General features: G+C 73.0%; 19 protein-coding genes. 10 read left to right on the plus strand and 9 right to left on the minus strand.

Annotation, left to right across the window (positions count from 1 at the left end):
- Positions 1-61 precede the first annotated feature (61 nt).
- A complete protein-coding gene (locus OJ962_RS23325) occupies positions 62-730 on the plus strand; it encodes a hypothetical protein (RefSeq protein ID WP_202957561.1) in 669 nt (222 codons plus the stop codon).
- A gap of 1 nt (position 731) precedes the next feature.
- Here OJ962_RS23325 and OJ962_RS23330 read toward each other — a convergent pair whose 3' ends face one another.
- Both OJ962_RS23330 and OJ962_RS23335 read right to left on the minus strand, forming a co-directional pair.
- Positions 732-1,496, minus strand: coding sequence for a class I SAM-dependent methyltransferase (locus OJ962_RS23330; RefSeq protein ID WP_202957560.1), 765 nt, complete (start codon positions 1,494-1,496; stop codon positions 732-734).
- A complete protein-coding gene (locus tag OJ962_RS23335; RefSeq protein WP_202957559.1) occupies positions 1,493-1,873 on the minus strand; it encodes a cupin domain-containing protein in 381 nt (126 codons plus the stop codon). The genes OJ962_RS23330 and OJ962_RS23335 overlap by 4 nt, the downstream gene beginning before the upstream one ends.
- Before the next feature lie 63 nt (positions 1,874-1,936).
- Here OJ962_RS23335 and OJ962_RS23340 point away from each other — a divergent pair, with 63 nt between their 5' ends.
- Positions 1,937-2,386, plus strand: a complete 450-nt coding sequence (locus OJ962_RS23340) for a MarR family winged helix-turn-helix transcriptional regulator (RefSeq protein ID WP_202957558.1) — start codon at positions 1,937-1,939, stop codon at positions 2,384-2,386.
- Here OJ962_RS23340 and OJ962_RS23345 read toward each other — a convergent pair.
- Positions 2,361-3,422 (minus strand): acyltransferase family protein, encoded by a 1,062-nt coding sequence (locus OJ962_RS23345; RefSeq protein WP_202957557.1) that lies wholly within the window; start codon positions 3,420-3,422, stop codon positions 2,361-2,363. The two genes, OJ962_RS23340 and OJ962_RS23345, sit on opposite strands and share 26 nt — an antisense overlap.
- 14 nt (positions 3,423-3,436) lie before the next feature.
- Here OJ962_RS23345 and OJ962_RS23350 point away from each other — a divergent pair, with 14 nt between their 5' ends.
- Positions 3,437-5,473: a RecQ family ATP-dependent DNA helicase gene (locus tag OJ962_RS23350; RefSeq protein WP_202957556.1), complete on the plus strand. Its 2,037-nt coding sequence runs from the start codon at positions 3,437-3,439 to the stop codon at positions 5,471-5,473.
- Here the strand turns inward: OJ962_RS23350 and OJ962_RS23355 are convergent.
- On the minus strand, positions 5,459-6,004 hold the full coding sequence (locus OJ962_RS23355) for a DUF1707 SHOCT-like domain-containing protein (protein WP_270006638.1): 546 nt from the start codon (positions 6,002-6,004) through the stop codon (positions 5,459-5,461). The genes OJ962_RS23350 and OJ962_RS23355 overlap by 15 nt on opposite strands.
- 21 nt (positions 6,005-6,025) lie before the next feature.
- Here OJ962_RS23355 and OJ962_RS23360 point away from each other — a divergent pair, with 21 nt between their 5' ends.
- Positions 6,026-6,928, plus strand: coding sequence for a PfkB family carbohydrate kinase (locus OJ962_RS23360; RefSeq protein ID WP_238932286.1), 903 nt, complete (start codon positions 6,026-6,028; stop codon positions 6,926-6,928).
- Here the strand turns inward: OJ962_RS23360 and OJ962_RS23365 are convergent.
- On the minus strand, positions 6,905-8,365 hold the full coding sequence (locus tag OJ962_RS23365; protein ID WP_270006639.1) for an MFS transporter: 1,461 nt from the start codon (positions 8,363-8,365) through the stop codon (positions 6,905-6,907). The two genes, OJ962_RS23360 and OJ962_RS23365, sit on opposite strands and share 24 nt — an antisense overlap.
- Positions 8,366-8,426: 61 nt before the next feature.
- Between OJ962_RS23365 and OJ962_RS23370 the strand changes: the two genes are divergently transcribed.
- Positions 8,427-8,837: a MarR family winged helix-turn-helix transcriptional regulator gene (locus OJ962_RS23370; protein ID WP_202957552.1), complete on the plus strand. Its 411-nt coding sequence runs from the start codon at positions 8,427-8,429 to the stop codon at positions 8,835-8,837.
- Between the two features lie 38 nt (positions 8,838-8,875).
- Here the strand turns inward: OJ962_RS23370 and OJ962_RS23375 are convergent, their stop codons facing one another.
- Positions 8,876-9,013 carry a hypothetical protein gene (locus tag OJ962_RS23375; RefSeq protein WP_202957551.1) on the minus strand — a complete coding sequence of 46 codons (138 nt, stop codon included), beginning with the start codon at positions 9,011-9,013 and terminating at the stop codon, positions 8,876-8,878.
- A gap of 112 nt (positions 9,014-9,125) precedes the next feature.
- On the opposite strand from OJ962_RS23375, the gene OJ962_RS23380 reads away from it, so the two are divergent.
- Together OJ962_RS23380 and OJ962_RS23385 are read left to right on the plus strand one after the other, a co-directional pair.
- On the plus strand, positions 9,126-10,172 hold the full coding sequence (locus OJ962_RS23380) for an NAD(P)H-dependent flavin oxidoreductase (RefSeq protein WP_202957550.1): 1,047 nt from the start codon (positions 9,126-9,128) through the stop codon (positions 10,170-10,172).
- Positions 10,169-10,930: a carbon-nitrogen hydrolase family protein gene (locus tag OJ962_RS23385; protein WP_202957549.1), complete on the plus strand. Its 762-nt coding sequence runs from the start codon at positions 10,169-10,171 to the stop codon at positions 10,928-10,930. Before OJ962_RS23380 ends, OJ962_RS23385 begins: the two co-directional genes overlap by 4 nt.
- On the opposite strand, the gene OJ962_RS23390 is transcribed toward OJ962_RS23385, so the two are convergent.
- A complete protein-coding gene (locus tag OJ962_RS23390; RefSeq protein ID WP_202957548.1) occupies positions 10,915-11,454 on the minus strand; it encodes a TetR family transcriptional regulator in 540 nt (179 codons plus the stop codon). The two genes, OJ962_RS23385 and OJ962_RS23390, sit on opposite strands and share 16 nt — an antisense overlap.
- Before the next feature lie 17 nt (positions 11,455-11,471).
- On the opposite strand from OJ962_RS23390, the gene OJ962_RS23395 reads away from it, so the two are divergent.
- Positions 11,472-12,383, plus strand: coding sequence for an SDR family oxidoreductase (locus tag OJ962_RS23395; RefSeq protein WP_202957547.1), 912 nt, complete (start codon positions 11,472-11,474; stop codon positions 12,381-12,383).
- On the opposite strand, the gene OJ962_RS23400 is transcribed toward OJ962_RS23395, so the two are convergent.
- Entirely contained in the window at positions 12,380-13,165 is a 786-nt protein-coding gene (locus OJ962_RS23400; protein ID WP_202957546.1) for a mycofactocin-coupled SDR family oxidoreductase, read from the minus strand. The genes OJ962_RS23395 and OJ962_RS23400 overlap by 4 nt on opposite strands.
- Entirely contained in the window at positions 13,162-13,683 is a 522-nt protein-coding gene (locus OJ962_RS23405) for a carboxymuconolactone decarboxylase family protein (RefSeq protein WP_202957545.1), read from the minus strand. The genes OJ962_RS23400 and OJ962_RS23405 overlap by 4 nt, the downstream gene beginning before the upstream one ends.
- A gap of 18 nt (positions 13,684-13,701) precedes the next feature.
- On the opposite strand from OJ962_RS23405, the gene OJ962_RS23410 reads away from it, so the two are divergent.
- Both OJ962_RS23410 and OJ962_RS23415 read left to right on the plus strand, forming a co-directional pair.
- Complete coding sequence (locus OJ962_RS23410) at positions 13,702-14,313, plus strand: protein kinase family protein (RefSeq protein WP_202957544.1); 612 nt, start codon at positions 13,702-13,704, stop codon at positions 14,311-14,313.
- Positions 14,314-14,345: 32 nt separating this feature from the next.
- Positions 14,346-18,815, plus strand: a complete 4,470-nt coding sequence (locus OJ962_RS23415) for an outer membrane protein assembly factor BamB family protein (protein WP_202957543.1) — start codon at positions 14,346-14,348, stop codon at positions 18,813-18,815.
- Position 18,816 lies beyond the last annotated feature (1 nt).

The following is an 18,816-nucleotide window of genomic DNA, read 5'->3' on the forward strand; positions in this document are numbered from 1 at the left end:
CCGTGCCATGGGGCTAGCGCGAATACCTCACAACCTCCTCTCACGAACGAAAGGCAGTGAGATGCATCTGAAGCGCCTGGCGGCCACGGCCGCCACGATCGCCCTTGCGGCGACCGCGACCGCCTGCGGCGGCGAAGACGAGACGACCGCCGCCACCACCACCGGCACCACGCAGAGCAAGCCGGCGCCCCTCGCCGACATCCCGTCGCTGAGCGGCCGCAGCACCGCCGTCACGCTCGACGCCGGGTTCGTGGACGCGCTGGGCTCGTTGAAGCTCACGCCGGCGCCGGTCGGCGACGCCGAGATCACGCCGCAGGGCGTCGCCGAGTTCCCGATCACCGGTGGCAACGTCACCTACTACGAGCCGGGGACGGTCTCTCCGTACGTGCAGGGCATGATCGACCACGCCGGCTCGGGCCTCAGCCTCACCGGCGGCGGCAAGAAGGTCGAGCTGACCGACTTCGAGGTCGACCCGGGCAAGTCCGTGCTCACCGGCAAGGTGTCCGTGGACGGCGCGGTCGCCGCCGAGAGCGCGCCGCTGTTCTTCCTCGACGGCCGCACGCTCAAGCCGCTCGAGACCAACGACAACGGCACCGCCGTGCTCGAGGGCACGACCGTCAAGCTCAAGGCCGAGGCCGCGGACCTGCTCAACCAGACGTTCGGCGTCGACGCCCTCACCGAGGGCCTGAAGATCGGCGTCGCGAAGATCACGGTCAACACGGGCGCCTGACTCACGCGTAGGCGACCAGGTACCGCCACTGGTTGCGCAGGCGAAAGCTGCCGTCGGGCCGGCGCAGCGGCTGCAGTGAGGTGAGGATGGCGTCGCGCACGGCGTCCTCACCCGCGGCCCGGACCGCCGCCCCGACCGGCGCGGGCGCCAGCAGCAGCTCGACGAGCTCGGCCTCGCCCGCGTAGTGGAACGCGTACTCGAGGTCGAAGGCGTCGCCCGGCGTGAGCCCGGCGGCGCTCGCGATCTGCTCCAGCACGCCGGGGCTCCACAACGGCGGGGGCGGCGGGCTGTCCCCGCCCGGGGCGAGCGCGAACACCGCGTCCTTCATGCGCGTGAGGTCGCACCACTCCGGGTTTCCCCAGACCTGGATGACGACCGGGGCGCCGGACCTGGCCACCCGCCGCGCCTCGCGCAGCGCCGCGGTCATGTCGCGGGCGAAGAAGAACGCGTTGAAGCCGAACACGGCGTCGAAGGCGTCGTCGTCGTAGGGCAGCGCCTCCATGTCGCCCACCCGCAGGTCGGCCGCGGGGACACGCTCGCGCGCCAGCGCAAGCAGCTCGGGCGAGGCGTCCAGCCCGGACACCCGCGCCCCGCGGTCGTGGGCGAGGCGCAGGAAGGCGCCCGTGCCGCACCCCACGTCGAGGACGCTCGCGCCCGCGGCGAGCGGCACCCGGCGCAGCGCTTCGCGGTAGGTCTCCAGCTGCTGGTCCTCGGTCCGGCCCCAGGCGAGCGCCCGCGCGCCCCAGAGCGTGCCCTGGGCGGTCACTGGACGAACTCGATGCCGTGGGCCTCGGCGAGGGCGACGACATCGCCGGGGTTCGCGGCGAGGGCGCGCACGAAGGCCTCCATCTCCGTGCCGGGGGAGAACACCACGTACGCGCGCGCCGGCTCGTCGCTCTCGTTGCGGACGGTGTGCGCGGCGCCGCCCGGGATGTGCACCACCGAGCCGGGCGTGGCGACGATCCGCTCGTGCTCGCGGTAGATCGTGAGCCGGCCGGCCTCGACGCGGTAGAGCTCCTCAGAGGGATGACGGTGCAGGCCCGGCGGGCCGCCCCCGGCCGGGATCGTGACCTCGGTGGCGAGCAGCGCGCTGCCGCGGGCGTGGATGGCGATCTCGTCGCTTCCGACTTTCAGGCGTTCCATTTGACGACTCCAGTTAGACAGGATGACTGTCTAAATCTAGGCAGGTAGACTGTCTAAAGTCAAGTGTCGAGCCTGCCGGACACCACCGCCCGCCACGCGCCCGAGAACATCGCGATCCTGCTGCGCGAGCCGTTCCGGCGCATGACGGAGCAGACGATCGCGCGGCTCGCCGAGCGTGGGCACCCGCAGGTGCGTTACGCCCACGGCAACGTCTTCCAGTTCCTCGACGACGCGGGCACGCGCGTGTCCGTCCTCGCGGAGCGGGCCGGGATGACCAAGCAGTCGATGGCCCAGCTCGTCGAGCACCTCGAGACGCACGGCTACGTGGAGCGCGTGTCCGACCCCGCGGACGGCCGCGCGAAGCTCGTGCGCACGACGGCCCGGGGGCGTGAGGTCTTCGCCGTCGTGCGCGAGTTCATCGCGGAGACGGAGGCCCTGATCGAGGCGCGGCTGGGCGCCGACAAGCTCGCGCGCCTGCGCGCGCTGCTCACTGAGCTCGACGCGGCGCTCTGAGACCGGTGCGCGCGGGGACGCGCGCCCCCAGCCGCATCGCGGGCTTCTCGACGAGGTACCACGAGACCGCGGCGAGCGCGAAGGTGATCGGGAAGACCCACAGCGCCGCCGGGACGAAGCGCTCCGGCATCCGCTCGTGCAGCTGCAGCGCGTACATGACCGGGTAGTGCCACAGGTAGACGCCGAAGGACACGGTCCCGAGCCACACGACCGGCTTGGCGCTCAGCATGCGGCTCTCGCGGTAGGCGAGCGACCACAGCACCAGCCCGAACCCGATGCCGGCGGGCAGGTCGCCGACCGCATGGCCGAGTGTGCCCGTCCCGTCGCTGTGCCACCACGAGTTGGCGAGCACGATCGCAACTCCCAGCAGGCCGACGAACCGCGGCGGTGAGCGCTGCGCCAGGACCGCCGCGGCGACGCCGCAGGTGAGCACGCCGATGTACGAGGGGAGCGTCCAGGTCACCTCCGGCGGCCACTCGCGCAGCACGCCGGCGGTGGTCCACAGCAGCCCGCCCGCGATCAGGCCGGCGCAGGTCGTCAGCGGCCGCCGCAGCAGCGCGTAGCCGATCAGCGGCAGCACGAGGTAGAAGCTGACCTCGACGTGCAGCGACCACATCGGCGGGTCCAGCTGGTTGCGCGTCTCCTCGAACAGATTCGGGATGAAGAAGAGGAACTTCGGCAGGTCGTGCAGCGCGATCGCGCGGCCGTGCTCGGTGCCGTGCAGCAGCAGGAACGAGCCGACCACCGCGAGCCAGTAGCCCGGCACCACGCGCGCGAACCGCCGCGCCGCGTAGCGGCGCAGGTCGGGCGTCTTCCCCGCCGCCCACGGCAGCGCCAGCAGGAACCCGGACAGCACGAAGAAGAAGATCAGCGACACGCGGAACTCGCCGATCACGCGGTCCAGCAGATCGGTCCGGCCCGGCCGCGGATGGTTCGCGTCCGTGTACATCCAGACGTGCAGGACGACGATCAGCACGCACGCGAGCCCGCGCAGGCCGTCGAAGGACTCGAAGCGGGGGCGAGTTATCCGCGCCACTGCCTAGCCTGACCATGGTGGAAGAACTGCTGCACCGACTGGCCGGGCCGAACGCGACGTTCCGCGAGCACCAGCGCGAGGCGATCACGGATCTGGTCGAGGACCGTGCCCGCGTGCTGTGCGTCCAGCGCACGGGCTGGGGCAAATCGGCCGTGTACTTCCTCGCGACGACGATGCTGCGCGAGCGCGGCGCCGGCCCCGCGCTGATCGTCTCGCCGCTGCTGGCGCTGATGCGCAACCAGATCGCGGCGGCGGAGAAGCTCGGCATCCGCGCGCACACGATCAACTCGACCAACCGCGACGCGTGGGCCGAGGTCCGCGACCTGCTGCGCGAGGACGCCGTCGACCTGCTGCTGATCAGCCCCGAGCGCCTGAACAACCCGCAGTTCCGGGAGACGATGCTGCCGCTGTTCGCCGAGCGCGTCGGGCTGCTGGTGGTCGACGAGGCGCACTGCATCAGCGACTGGGGCCACGACTTCCGCCCGGACTACCGGCGCATCCAGGAGATGCTCGAACGGCTGCCGGAGGGCGTCGCGGTGCTGTGCACCACGGCGACGGCGAACGATCGCGTGGTGGCGGACATCACGGAGCAGTTGGCGTTGGGGCATGCGGGCGCGTTGCGGACGTATCGGGGGCCGTTGTCGAGGGCTTCGCTGCGGTTGGAGGTCGTGGAAAAGCCGGCGCCGGCGGACCGCCTGGCGTGGCTGGCGACTTTTCTCCCCTCCCTCCCGGGTTCCGGGATCGTGTACACCCTTACCAAACGCGACGCCGATTTGGTCGCCGATTTCCTCTCGGCGCACGGCGTGCCCGCGCAGTCCTACAGCGGTGAGGTGGACACGGAGACGCGGATCACGACCGAGGAGCAGCTGCTGCGCAACGAGCTCAAGTGCGTGGTCGCCACCAGCGCGCTGGGCATGGGCTACGACAAGCCCGACCTCGGCTTCGTCGTGCACTACCAGGCGCCCGGCTCGGTGATCTCCTACTACCAGCAGGTCGGCCGCGCCGGCCGCGCGATCGACCGCGCCGACGTCGTGCTGCTGCGCGGCGCCGAGGACCGCCGGATCCAGGACTTCTTCATCGAGCAGGCGTTTCCGCGGCGCGAGCAGGTCGACCGCGTGCTCGAGGCGCTCACGGACGACAGCGCGACCACGAACGAGCTGATGGGCATCGTCAACCTCGGCAAGGGCCGGCTGGAGGCGATGCTCAAGGTGCTCGACGTCGAGGGCGCGGTGGCCCGCGACGGCACGCGCTGGACGCGTCAACCCGGCGCGACGTGGGAGTACGACGGCGACCGCTACGCGCACGTCACCGCGCTGCGGCGGCGCGAGCAGGAGGCGATGGCCGCGTTCGGCGCCGACGGCCGCTGCCTCATGCGCGCGCTGCAGGAGGAGCTCGACGACCCCGACCCGAGCGACTGCGGCGTCTGCGCGGTGTGCACGGCGCCGAAGTTCGACAAGCCGCTGGACGAGGCGCTGGTGCGCGCCGCGGCCCTGCACCTGCGCTCCAAGCCGATTGTCCTCGACGTCAAGAAGATGGCGCCGGACGCCGAGGGCAAGATGAAGAAGCTGCCCGAGGACGTGCGGGCCGAGGAAGGGCTCGCGCTCGCCCGGCTCGGCGACGGGGGCTGGGACCCGCTCGTCCAGCGGGGCCGGAGCGACGGGCGCTTCGACGATCAGCTGGTGGAGGCGGCGGCCGAGGCCGTGCGCACCTGGCGGCCCGCGATCGGCTTGGTCACCGCGATCCCGTCCAAGCGCTCCGGCGCGCTGGTGCCGGACTTCGCGGCACGGCTGGCGGCCGCGCTCGGGCTGCCGTTCGAGCCGCTGCTGGAGCGCGTCGGCGACAACCCGCCGCAGCGCGAGATGGCCAACTCGGCGCAGCAGGTGGCCAACGTGCGCGGGGCGTTCAAGGTCGTCGCCGCGCCGCCGCCGGCCGGCGCGCTGCTGGTCGACGACATCCGCTTCAGCGGCTGGACGCTCGCGATGGTCGCCGGGCAGTTGCGCCGCCAGGGCGCAACCGCCGTGTTCCCGTTCGCGCTCTCAACCGCGTTTTAGGAGCTTCTCCCACAGCCGCTGGTTGCGGACCCGGATGGTGCCGAAGACCGTGCCGCCCGTGAGGATCACGCGCGGCGCGCCCGGCGTCGGGGCGCTCGCCTGCTGCTTGAGGCTGCCCATCCGCGTCTCGGCCCGGACCTCGACCTGCACGCCCACCGGCACGAGCAGGTCGATCGTGCCGAACGGCGTGAAGGCGTCGATCACGATCTCGCGCGAGCTGATCGTCGCCTGCCGCAGGTCCAGAGTGATGCTGCCTGTCCAGGAGCGGAACTCGCTGTGCGCGGGCACGACCCACGCGCCCGTGCGCTTGACGTCGCCCAACGTCTTCTCGCTCGCGTTCGCCGCGCTCACGGTCATGCCCGGCGCGGGCAGGTCGGCGGTCAGCGGATCGAGCTCGCCGCGCGTCTTGGCGTTGGCGGCCAGCTCGATGCGGTCCGTCAGCTCCTCCATCGTCAACCGGCCCTCGGCGGCCGCCTCGCGCAGCTGCTCGATGACGGCGTCCCGCTCGGCGTCTGAAGCTCGCACGTCCACCACCTGCAACTCTACGTGCCGATGGCGATCGTGGTTGGAGGAGAGGCGCTCGTCGACCTGGTCCCGCACGCCGACCACCTGGCCGCGCACCCCGGCGGCGGGCCGTACAACACGGCGCGCACGCTGGGCCGGCTCGAGCAGGACGTGCACTTCCTCGGCTGCCTGTCCGACGACGGCTTCGGACGGCAGCTGCGCGCCGAGCTCGAGGCGGATCGGGTCAAGCTCGACACGGTGGTCTCGACCGCCAGGCCGACGACGCTCGCGCTGGCCGAGGTCGACGCGTCCGGCGCGGCCAGCTACCGCTTCTACACCGAGGGCACGAGCGCGCCGGCGCTGACGCCGGAGGCCGCGCTGGCGGCGCTGCCGCAAGACGTCGACGTCCTCCACGTGGGCACGCTCGGCCTGATCATGGAGCCGACCGCGAGCGCGCTCCGGCGCGTGGTCGAGGCGGTTGCCGACCGTGCGCTGATCATGGTCGACCCGAACTGCCGGCCGACGTTCATCGCCGACCGCGACGCGTACCGCGAGCAGCTCTCGCCGGTCCTGCGCCACGCGCACGTGGTGAAGGTGAGCGGCGACGACCTCGAGTACCTGTCGCCCGGCGTCGGGATGGTGGACGCCGCGCGGGCGCTGGACGTGCCGGTCGCGCTCGTCACGCTCGGCGGCGACGGCGCATTGATCGTCACGCCCGAGGACGAGGCGCACGTGGACGCGCCGAAGATCACCGTCGTGGACACGATCGGCGCCGGTGACGCGTTCGGCGGCGGATTCCTCACGTACGTCGCCGAGCACGGCCGCGGCGTGCTGGACGACTCGGAGGCGGTGCGGGCGGCGACGCGCTTCGCGTGCGTCGTCGCCGCCCGGACCTGCGAGCGTGCGGGTGCCAGTCCGCCGAGGCGCTCAGACCTCGACGGCGACCTCTGAGCCGGGGACGGGCTCGCGCTCGCGCGGCATGCGGAGCGCCACGAGGGCGATCACGATGCCGACGATGACCGCTCCGGCGGCGACCTGGAAGGCCAGGGTGTAGCCGCCGGTGAGGGCCTGCAGGGCGTTGGCGCCGGACTGCGTGAGCTCGGCGGTGCGATCGGACGCGAGCGTGCCGAGGATCGCGATCCCGAGCGCGCCGGCGAGCTGCATGGAGACGTTGATGATGCCGCTGCCGAGGCCGGCGTCCTCCGGGCGCACGTCGCTCATCGCGATCGTCATCAGCGGCAGCATCGCCGTGCCCATGCCGAGACCCATCACCGCGAAGGCGGCGAACAGCGTCGGGAAGTAGGCGGTGTTCACGTCCGCGGTGGTGAGCAGCGTGAGCGCGCCGACGACCAGCACCAGGCCGGCCACGACCGTCCGCTCCGGCCCGAGGCGGCTCATCACGCGCGCCGTCGTACCGAGCGACAGCGCGCCGACGATCAGCGTCATCGGCAGGAAGGCGAGGCCCGTGAGCCACGCGCCGTAGCCGAGCACGTGCTCGACGTAGAGGGAGCCCATCACCCACGTGCCGAACATGCCGGTGACGAGGAAGCCGCGCACCACCGACGCGCCGATCAGCGTGCGCACGCGCAGGATCCGCAGCGGGAAGATCGGGTTCTTGATCCGCGTCTGCAGGTACAGGAAGGCCGCGCCGAGGATGGCCGCCGCGCCGCCCCAGCCGAGCGTGTGCGCCGACGTCCAGCCGTGCTCGGCGGCGGTGATGATCGCGTAGACCGCGGTCATCATCGAGGCCGTCACGAGGATCGACCCGGCGACGTCGACGCCCTGCTCGAGGCCGAGGCCCGGGCGGTTCTCGATCAGCCGCGCGCCGAGCACGAGGACCGCGATCCCGATCGGCACGTTGACGGTGAAGATCCAGTGCCAGTCGACGGACTCGACCAGTGCGCCGCCGAGCAGCAGGCCGAGCGACCCGCCGGAGGTGACGACGAACATGTACGCGCCCATGGCCTTCACGCGCTCGTCCACGCGCGGGAAGTCGGTGGCGATCAGCGCGAGGATGACCGAGGTGGCGATCGCGCCGCCGAAGCCCTGGGCGAAGCGCGCGGCGATCAGCGCCAGCTGCGATTCGGCGAGCCCGCAGGCGAGGGAGGCGACGGTGAAGATCGCGGTGCCGGCCAAGAAGACGGTCTTGCGACCGAGCAGGTCTCCGAGGCGGCCGGCGAGCAGCAGGAAGCTGCCGTAGGAGATGAGGTACGCGCCGACGACCCACGTGAGGTCGGCCTGCGAGAACTGCAGATCGCGCTGGATGACCGGAAGGGCGACGTTCACGATGGTCATGTCCACGACCATCATCAGCTGCGCCAGACACACGACCACCAGCGCCATCCAGGTGCGCCGCGAGGCGCCTTCTACTTGTGGAGGGATAGTCACTATGTCAGTGACTATATGGCGTAAAGGACGGTCACGCAACCGCTACTCTCTGAATCGCAACATGACCAACTCGATCCTGCTGCTGATCCAGCTCACGCGCAACGCGTATCGCCGCGCGTCGGAGGACGTCCTGGGCATGAAGGTCAAGGCGTACATGCTCTTGCAGAACCTGCGTGAAGGCGCGATGCCGCAGGCCGAGTTGCCCGGCTGCATGCACCTGGACGCGAACAACACGGTCCTGCTGCTCAACGACCTCGAGAGCAAGGGGTTCGTCGAGCGCCGGCGCGACCCCGCCGACCGGCGCCGCCACATCGTGGCGATCACCGAGGCGGGGACGAAGGCGCTGGCGCGGGCGGACCGCGTGATGGCCTCGCTCGAGGCCGAGGTCTTCGCGAGCCTGTCGCCCGAGGAGCAGGCGACCTTCCGTGATCTGCTCGCCCGCGCGGTCGCGGCCGAGCCGGCTGCGGTCTAGCTCAGGCGCGTGCCGTCAGGGAAGACCTCGGGGCGGCCTTAGCCCAAGCGCGGGCGGCCGCAGGTGTGCTCGTGGCACACCTCGGGGAGATGCGCGTGCGTGCCCTGATGGAAGTGCACGTGCGGCTCGGCGTGCGTGCCGAGCGTGCGCTTGATGGCGCTGATCAGCTTGCTCATGTGACGGAGTTCCTTGGCGAGGGAGGGGAGGGGAGGAGCTCCAAGTGTGACAGCTGGGATACCAGATGCGTGTTAGGTGCGGTGAACGATCGCAGCCGGTACGGTTGCGGCCGTGGAGCTCGACCTCCCGATCGTCGGCGCCCCCCTGGCGGGCGGCCCTTCGACACCGCAGCTCGCCGCTGCGGTGAGCGAAGCGGGCGGCCTCGGGTTCCTCGCGGCGGGATACCTGACCGCGGACGCACTGGCCGAGAAGCTCGCCGCGACCCGCGCGCTGACGGACCGCCCGTTCGGCGTGAACCTGTTCGTCCCGGGCCCGCGCGCCGACCCGGCCGTGTACGTCGACTACGTGCGCGGGATGAGCGAGCCGCGCTGGGACGACGACGGCTGGGACGCGAAGCTCGCGCTGCTGCGCGCCGAGCCCGTCGCGGTCGTCTCGTACACGTTCGGCTGCCCGGACCCGCTGCCCGAGCTGCCCGGAGAGGCGTGGGTGACGGTGACGAGCCCGGACGAGGCGCGCGCGGCCGTCGCGGCGGGCGCGGACGCCGTGGTCGCGCAGGGCGCCGAGGCCGGAGGTCACCGCGGTACGTGGGTGGACGCGCCGGACACTGAACCGATCGGCCTGGTCGCGCTGCTGCAGCTGCTCGCCGAGGGCGAGTCGCCCGGTGGCGTCGAGTCGCGTGGCGGGGACGAGCCGCCCGGTGTGGGCGAGTCGCGTCGCGCGGTCGAGTCGCGTGGTGAAGGCGAGTCGCGTGGCGTGGGCGTGCCCGTCATCGCGGCCGGCGGCATCGGCACGCCCGCGGCCGTGCGCGCGGCGCGGGCGCTCGGCGCGGCGGCCGTGCAGGTCGGCACGGCGCTCCTGCTCACCCCGGAGGCCGGGACGGTCGCCGCCTATCGGGAGCGCGTCGCGGCCGGCGACGCGCCGACCGGGCTCACGCGCGCGTTCAGCGGGCGGCTCGCGCGCGGCATCCGCAACCGGTTCATGGACGAGCATCCCGACGCGCCGATCGCCTATCCCGAGATCCACTACGCGACGGCGCAACTGCGCGCCGAGGCCCGCGCGCGCGGCGACGCGGACGGCTTCAACCTGTGGGCGGGCGAGGCGTATCCGCTGGCGCGGGAGGCGCCCGCGGCGGACATCGTGCGGAGGCTGGCCGGATGAGGGTCGCCGCCGTCGAGGCCGAGGCGGTCCCCGGAGAGGTCGAGCGCAACCTCGAGACGGCGGCCGAGTTGATCGCGCGGGCCCGGGCTGACCTGGTCGTGTTCCCCGAGGCGTTCGTCACCGGGTACGACGACGCCGTGTTCGGCGGAGCGCTGCCGTCGTCGGACCTGGCGTGGATCGGTCCCGTGCAGGACGCGGTCGACGCGCACGGCAGCGTCGTCGTCCTGAACACGCCGCTGGACCGGGGCACGCTGAGCAGCGTCGTGCTCGCGCCGCAGGCCGAACCCTGGCTCGCCTACGACAAGCAGCACATCTACGCCGCCGAACGCACGCACTTCACGGCCGGTGAGCGTGGCACGAGCTTCACGCTGGGCGACTTCGAGTTCGCGCTCTCGGTCTGTTACGACGCGAACTTCCCCGAGCACGCCGCGGCGGCCGCGGCCGACGGCGCGCACGTCTACCTCGCCAGCGGCGCATACTTCCCGGGCGGCGCGCACCGGCGCGATCTGCACTACGGGGCCCGCGCGCTCGACAACGGGATGTACGTCGTGTTCGCCGGGCTGCTCGGCGCGCCGCACGCCTTCATCGGCGGCTCGGCCGTCTTCGACCCGCTCGGCACGAAGATCGCGAGCGCACAGGACGGCCTCGCGATCGCCGAGCTCCACCTGCAGGCCGTCATCGCCGCCCGGGAGACCCAGCGGATGTGGACCGATCGCCGCGCGACGCTCGGCGACCGCCGCCGTCACGCGCTCGGATAGAGCCGCGCGACGAGGGCGGTCAGGCTCTCGCGCAGGTGGTCGGCGAGCCGGTCGTCCGGCCGGAACGCCCACCACGTCACCGCGCCCTGCCAGTGCGCCGCCAGCAGCGCGCCGGAGTCGTCACCGCAGCACGCGTCGAGCGCGGCGATCAGCTCGCGCTCCCACGCGGCGCCGCGCGCTCGCAGCACCGGGTCGCGCAGGTCCTCGCGCAGGATCAGCAGGTTCTCGGCGTAGCGGTCGAAGTCCGCGTAGCCGCCCGACAGCTCCACCAGCAGCTCGACCGCGCCCGCCGGCGTCCTCGGCGCGCGCTCCGCCGCCGCGCGCGTGCGCTCGACCAACCGGTCCCACGCAAGCAGGAGCGCGCGCTGGCGCAGCCCGTCCTTGCTGCCGAAGCGCTGCACCAGCGTCGCCCCGGACAACCCGCTCGCCTCGGCGACTGACGCGAACGTCAGCCGCCCCTCGCGCAGCAGCGTCAGCGCCGCGTCGAGCACTTCATCGTCGCTTCTTGTCTTCGGGCGCGGCATGGTGTAATCATAACCGAATGCTCGTTTATAGACCGCTGGAAGGGAAGGTGGCGCTCGTTGCGGGCGCGACGCGCGGCGCCGGACGGGGCATTGCGACCGAGCTCGGCGCCGCGGGCGCGACCGTCTACGTCACGGGGCGCACGACGCGCACGCAGGTGTCGGAGTACAACCGCACCACGGAGACGATCGAGGGGACCGCGGAGCTCGTGACCGAGGCGGGCGGCACCGGGATCGCCGTCCAGGTCGATCACCTCGAGCACGAGCAGGTGAAACGGCTCGTCGAGCGCATCCGCGCCGATCACGGCCGGCTCGACGTCCTGGTCAACGACGTCTGGGGCGGCGAGCAGCTGTTCGAGTGGGCATCGCCGGTCTGGGAGCACGACCTCGACAACGGCCTGCGCATGCTCCGGCTCGGGATCGACACGCACCTGATCACCGCCCATTTCGCGCTCCCGCTGCTGATCGAGCATCCGGGCGGCCTGCTGGTCGAGGTCGGCGACGGCACGAGCGAGTACAACGCCAAGACCTACCGCGAGTCGCCGTTCTACGACCTCGCGAAGGTCGCCGTCAACCGCATGGGCTGGGCGCACGCGCAGGACCTCGCACAGCACGACGCCACCAGCGTCTCCCTCACGCCGGGGTGGCTGCGCAGCGAGATGATGCTCGAGCACTTCGGCGTGACCGAGTCCAACTGGCGTGACGCGCTCACGAAGATCCCCGACTTCGCGATCTCGGAGACGCCGCGCTTCGTCGGCCGCGCCGTGGCGGCGCTCGCCGCCGACCCGGACAAGGCCCGGTTCAACGGCGAGTCGCTCTCCAGCGGCGGCCTCGCCCAGGTCTATGGCTTCACGGACGTGGACGGCTCACGGCCCGACGCCTGGCGCTTCATCGCCGACGGCCGCCCCGCCGACGTCGCGCCCTATCGCTAACGCGTCAGCAGCCCGGCGTCCAGGACGAACTGCGACCCGGTCACGAAGCGCGCCTTGTCGCTCACCAGGAAGCGCACGGCCTCGGCGACGTCGGACGCGTCGATCCACGGCACGGGCTGCAGGTTCCCGGCGGACGCCTCGGCGATCTCCTGCGGCGTCTTGCCCTCCATCATCGCGAGCCCGTCGTTGAGCGGCGTGTCGACGCCGGTCGGGTGGATCGAGATCACGCGGATGCCGTGCGGAGCGAGCTCGATCGCCCACGACTTCGTCAACCCCGTGAGACCCCACTTGCTCGCCGCGTAGTGCGAGAGCCGCCCCATCCCGCGCAGCCCGGCGATCGAGGAGTTGTTGAGGATCACGCCCGACTTGGCCGCGATCATGTGCGGGATGATCTGCCGGGCCACGATCCACGCGCCCTTGAGGTTGATGTCGATCATCGCGTCCCACTCGGGCTCGGTCAGCTCGTGCGCGAGCCCGTAGGCGCAGATGCCGGCGTTGTTGAACAGCACGTCGATGCGGTTGAAGCGCTCGATCGCGGCGGTCACGGCGGCGTCGACGGCCTCGAAGTCGCGCACGTCGGCGACGACGGTCAAGCACTCGCGTCCGAGCCCTTCGATCTCGGTCTGCAGCGACTCCAGCTCCTCGTTGGAGCCCATGCGGTAGGCGGGGTACGACAGCTGCGCCGCCACGTCGAGCGCGACGATGTCGTAGCCGTCCTCGGCGAGCGCGAGCGCCGTCGCGCGGCCCTGGCCGTGAGCGGCGCCCGTGATGAACGCGATCACGCCGCGTACCGCTCGAGATAGTCGTCGAGGTCCACGCCCATCGCGTCGTTGAAGACGTTGGTCGCGACCATGATCGCCCCGAACGCGATCAGGTCCACGATCTGCTCCTGCGTGAGCCGCTCGGCGAGCGCGGCGTGCAGCGCGTCGTCGACCGAGTGCGGGTCCGACGCCAGCCGGCGCCCGAGGTCGACGATCAGCGAATCGAACCCGTCCAGCTCCAGCGCCGCGGGGTCCTCACCCGCGTCGATCAACAGGCGGCGGAAGAACGTCGAGCAGATCAAGCAGTCACTCTCGGTCGAGATCGCGTGGCAGAACAACCACGTCCGCCGCTCGCCGAGCACGGGTGCCACTTGATCGTGCAGCGGATACCACTGCAGCAGCGCGTCGAGCGCGACAGGGGAACGCGCGAGCGTCCACTTCATGTTGGTCATGCGCCCACCGGTCGCCACGTGCGCGGCGGCGAGCTCGCGCGAGGCGGGTGGGGCGGAGGTCTCGTCGACCGGGGCGATGCGGGCCATGCAGCAATAATGCCGGGCGTGCGCAAGCTGGAGCCCGGGAGCGCCGTGGCGGGGTACCGGATCGAGGCCGTCGAGCGGACGGACAGGGACGCGATCGTGCTGCGCGCGGGCGAGGTGCTCCTGCACGTGAGCGAGGACGCGCGGTACCTGGACCGGGCGCGCCGCCTGCGCAGCGTCGAGCATCCGCACCTGCTGCGGCTGCGCAGCGCGCTGGAGCTGGACGGACGCCCCGTCGCGGTCCTGCAGGCGCCCGCGGGCACGCGGCTCGACCGCGCGTCGCCGCCCGACCCGATCGCGTTCGTGCAGCAGTTGGCGGGCGCGGTCGAGGCGCTCGAGGACGCGGGCGCCGACGTCCCGCCGATCACCCGCGAGCGGATCTGGGTCGACGAGCGCGGCGAGGCGCTGCTCGACGGGCTCGGCGCGCACTCGCACGGCGTCTCGCCCGCGGCCGAGCTGGCCCGCCTGCTGGAGGAGCTGGCCCCGCGCCGTTCGCCGCCGCTCGAGCTCGCGCTCACCCGGGCGCGCGACGGTGCATACCTGTCCGCGGGCCAATTCGCGGCCGACCTCGCGCGCGCCGCCGAGCCCTCGCACGAACGGCGCCGCTGGCCGTTCCGCGGCAACCTCAACTGACCTGCAAGTGATTGAAGTATCTTCACTGCGCCTTGCCCCGGGTCCCCGTTCTCACCCTGCTGCTGTGCGTCGCGCTGTCGGCGCAGGCGCTGGCCTCGGGCGAGACGACCAGCCTCCAGGGCAACGCCGCGCACGACGGGTACGTCGACGATCCGGCGCTGCGACCGCCGCTCACCCGCGCGTGGACGCGAACGTTCGACGGTGAACCCGGCTTCCCGCTGGTCGCGGGCGGCCGCGTGTTCGTGATCGTCGAGGGGGCCGACACCGTCGGGACGCTGTATGCGCTCGATCGCGCGACCGGTCGCACGCTGTGGCGCCGCGCCGTGGCGGCGTCCGGGGTGCACCTCGCCTATGACGCGGGGCGGGTGTACGTGGTGTCGCGGTTCGGCGTCGCGCAGGCCATCGACGCCGCGACGGGCGCGTCGCTGTGGGCGTTCCGCACCAACGACGGGATCTTCAACCTCATCCCGGTGGCGACCGGCGGGCGCGTCTATCTGAACGCCGACGGCTACTTCGACGCCCGCGACGGCGCCACCGGCGCCCGCATCTGGAGCGCGTACCTGTGGGCGAAGAACCTCCCGACCGTGGGCGGCGGGTACGCGATCCTCGGCGACGGCGTCCAGGAGTTCGCGTTCAGCGACGTCGACGGCGAGACGCAATGGATGAGCCGCGACGACGAGAACGCGCATGGGGACGCGGCGGCGCTGGCGATCCACGCGGGCCGCGTCTGGTCGGACAAGGGCCACGTGCTGGACCTGGCCACCGGCGGAAAGCTGCGCGAGTTCCAGTCCTCGCAGCGACCGGCCTTCGCCGGCTCGCTGGCGATCCTCGCGGTCGGCGGCGCACTGGTCGCCGAGGACGCCACCAGCGGCGCGCGGCGCTGGACGCGGCCGCTCGAGGGCGGCGTCAAGAGCCCGCCGCTGATCGCGGGCACGACCGTGTTCGCCGTCTCGGGCAGCGATCACGTCGAGGCGCTGGACACCACGACCGGCGCGCCGCTCGGCCGCTACCCCGTGCCGGACGCGAGCGCGATCGGGCTCGGTGCGGGTGACGGGACGCTCGTCGTGCCCACGGCCGACGGCGTCGCGGCGTTCGCGGCCGGCCCGTCCGGCCCAGGGCTGCCCGAGGTCGCGCCGGCGCCCTTCACCCCCGATGCGCCCGGCGTGAGCGACGACGCGCGCGCCCACCGGCAGGACCCTGCGCACTCCGGCGCGCTGGCGGCGAACACGCCCGCGGCGCCGCTGCGCACCCGCTGGGCGCTCGAGCTCAACGAGCCCTCCGGCTCGCTGGTCGCCGACGGCAAGGTCTTCACGATCGACACGCGCAGCTCCACGCACCGCCTGCTGGGCCTCGACGCCCGCGACGGGCGCGAGCTCTGGAGCGCACGCCTCCCAGAGTCCTTCCACAGCCAGCGCGACGCCGACACCGCCTACGACGCGGGCCGCGTGTTCGTGGTCGGCGGCGGGTACGTCCGCGCCTTCGACGCCGCCGCCGGGACGCTGCTGTGGGAGCGGCGTGGCTCGCGCGGGCCGATCGCGTTCGGCGGCGCGGTGTACGTCACGACCGACCGCGCGGTCATGGCACTGCGGCAGACCGACGGCGCGACGCTGTGGGAGGTCGCCGTCGAGCAGCCCGGCCCGCCGACGTCGGACGGCCGCACGCTGTGGGTGAGCGCGATGTGCGGGTGGCGCGGCTACGAGCTGGCGACGCGCAAGCTGATCGCGGCGGCCTCGGGCTGCGAGCCGGCGATCTCGCCGCGCACCGCGATGGGCGCGGGGGTCTTCGCGCACCCGGACGAGAGCGTCGTCGTGGACGCCGGCGACAACACGATCCGCGATCCGTTGGAGAGCCGCGGGACGCCCGCCTTCGCGCACGGGCTGCGCTTCTCGCTCAGCGCCGGCGCGCTCGACGCCTCGCCCGCGGCGGGCGGCCCGCTGCGCTGGCGGGTGATCGGCGACGGCGGGTTCGCCTCGCCGCCGCTCGTCGTCGGGCGACAGGTGTTCATCGCCTCCGACAGCGGGCGCCTGTTCAGCGTGGACGCCGACACCGGTGCCCGCGTGTGGACGTCGGCGCCCGGCGACGAGCCGCGCGCCGGCCAGGCACTCGCGGCCGGCGAAGGGCTCCTGCTCATGCCCTCGCGCAAGCGGCTGGTCGCGTACGAGAGCGCCGACGGCGCCGGCGGGCCGGACCGCGGCGCGCCGGACACGACGGTGGAGCCGCTGCCCTCACCGGTGCGTACCCGCGACCCGCTCGTCTCGTTCGGCGCCGACCGCGACGGCTTCTTCGAGTGCCGGCTCGACGACGGCACGTGGCTGCCGTGCACGGCTCCGCACCGGCTGATCGGGCTGGCCGACGGCGCGCACCGGCTGCTCGTGCGCGCGATCGACGCGCAGGCCACGGCCGACCCGACGCCCGCGCGGCTGCGTTTCACGGTCGACGGTCCGCCGGACACCTTCATCTACGGGGAGTTGGCGCAGCGTGGGCGCCCGTCGTTCGACCTCCACGCCGACGACGAGCACGCGAGCTTCCAGTGCCGCGTGAACGGCGGCGCGTGGTTCGGGTGCGAGGACGGCTGGCTGTCGGGCTCCTTCGCCGATGGGCTGCACACCGTCGAGGCGCGGGCGGTCGACGCCGCCGGGCAGGTGGACCCGACGCCGGCCGCCTTCACCTGGCGCCAGGACTCGGCGGCGCCCACGGGGCTGACGATCGACGGCCCGGCGGGGACCGTGCGCGTGTCGCAGCCCACCGCGTCCGGGCGAGCCGGGGACGACGGCCACGCGGTCGTGCGGGTGCAGTGGTACACGGCCGGCAGCTACGACAGCGGATACCCGCCGATGGAGACCGAGCAGGCCCGGATCGAGGACGGCCGCTGGGGGCTGAAGGCGCCGAAGCTGCATGACCGCGCGTACGTCGTCGAGGTCGCCCACCGAGACGACGCGGGCAACGAGACGGTCGCGGTCTCGCGCTTCACGGTGGACACCAGCGTGCCGGACGGCATCGTGCCCGAGACGACGGTGACGCCCTCGTTGACCACGCCGGTCGCGGACCCCGACGTGCGCGTCGAGTGGTCCTCCGACTACCTGATGGCCGGCTTCGAGTGCCGGCTCGACGGCGCGGCCTGGGGCGCCTGCCCGGCGTGGGGGTCGATCGAGGCGGCCGACGGCCCGCACCGCTTCGAGGTCCGCGCCGTCCGGCACGGCGTCGTGGACCCGACGCCGGCCGTGTTCACCTGGACGTTCGACCGCGTGGCGCCGGTCGTGACCGTGAACGTGCCGGCGACCACGACCGACCCCACCCCGCAGCTGTCCGGCACCGCCGAGCACTGGCCGGGCGCGACCGTGAACGTGAGCCACCTCGGCTCGGACGGCGGGTGGATGACCGTCACCGCGCCGGTCGCCCCGGACGGGACCTGGCAGGTCGACGCCGCGCCGATGCAGGACGGCGAGCGCACGGTGCGCGTGAGCCAGCGGGATCCCGCGGACAACCTGGGGTCCATCATCTCCGAGCCGTTCGTCGTCACCGCCTCCGCGCCCGTGACGATCATGGAGTGGACGCCTCCGGCCCTGGTCCAGGACGGACCGTCCTTCGTGTTCCGCTCGACCGCCGTGGGCGCGCGCTTCGAGTGCCGGGCGGACGCGGGTCCGTGGACCGCCTGTGCGTCCCCCTGGCGACCGCTGACCCCCACCGACGGGGAGCACACGGTCGCGATCCGCTCGATCGACGCGGCCGGGCACGTGGAGCCGCAGCCGGTCACGCACCGGTTCACCGTCGACGGGACGGCGCCGGAGGTGTCGATCGATACCCCCGCCGACCGGGCGAGCCTCGACGGCGGGCTGCTCGCGGGCCGCGCGAGCGAGGCCGGACCGGTGGTCGTGACGGTGTATCCGTACCGCCGCTCCTATCCGGAGGTCGAGCCCGTGTTCGTCGCCACCGTGCTGCCCGGGGCGGGCGACCGCTGGGCCGTTCGTGTGCCGAAGCTGCCGGAGGGCCGGTACGAGGTCGAGGCCGGCCAGGGCGATGCCGCCGGCAACGCCGGGCACGCGCTGCTGCGCGACGTGTGGGTCGGGCCGGCGCCGCCGTCGCCCGAGCCGACGGTGTCGCCGCAGCCGAGCGTGTCCCCGCAGCCGAGCGTGTCGCCGCAGCCGAGCGCGTCGCCCGATCCGCCGCAGCCGAGCGTCACGCCCGACCCGACCGCGTCACCGCAGCCAACGGTCGCGCCGCGCTCCGGCGTCCCGCTCCCGCCCACGCCCCGGGCGGCACCCAGACCCGCCGCGCGCCCCGTGCACGCCTCACCGGGCGCGCTCGCCCGCGCCATCCGCGCGGCGCTCAGGACCGCTGCCCCGCTCCGGTTCACCTACCGCTCGACCCGTCGCGGCACGTTGACGATCGCGGTCGGCCGGCGGACCACCCGCATCGCCTTCAAACGCGCGGGATCCAGGACTTTCTCGATCCGCGCCAGCGGGGGCAGGAAAGCGGCCGTGCGGGTCCGATTCGCGCGTTAGC

The organism is Solirubrobacter deserti (assembly GCF_027587175.1).
Lineage (GTDB): Bacteria > Actinomycetota > Thermoleophilia > Solirubrobacterales > Solirubrobacteraceae > Solirubrobacter > Solirubrobacter deserti.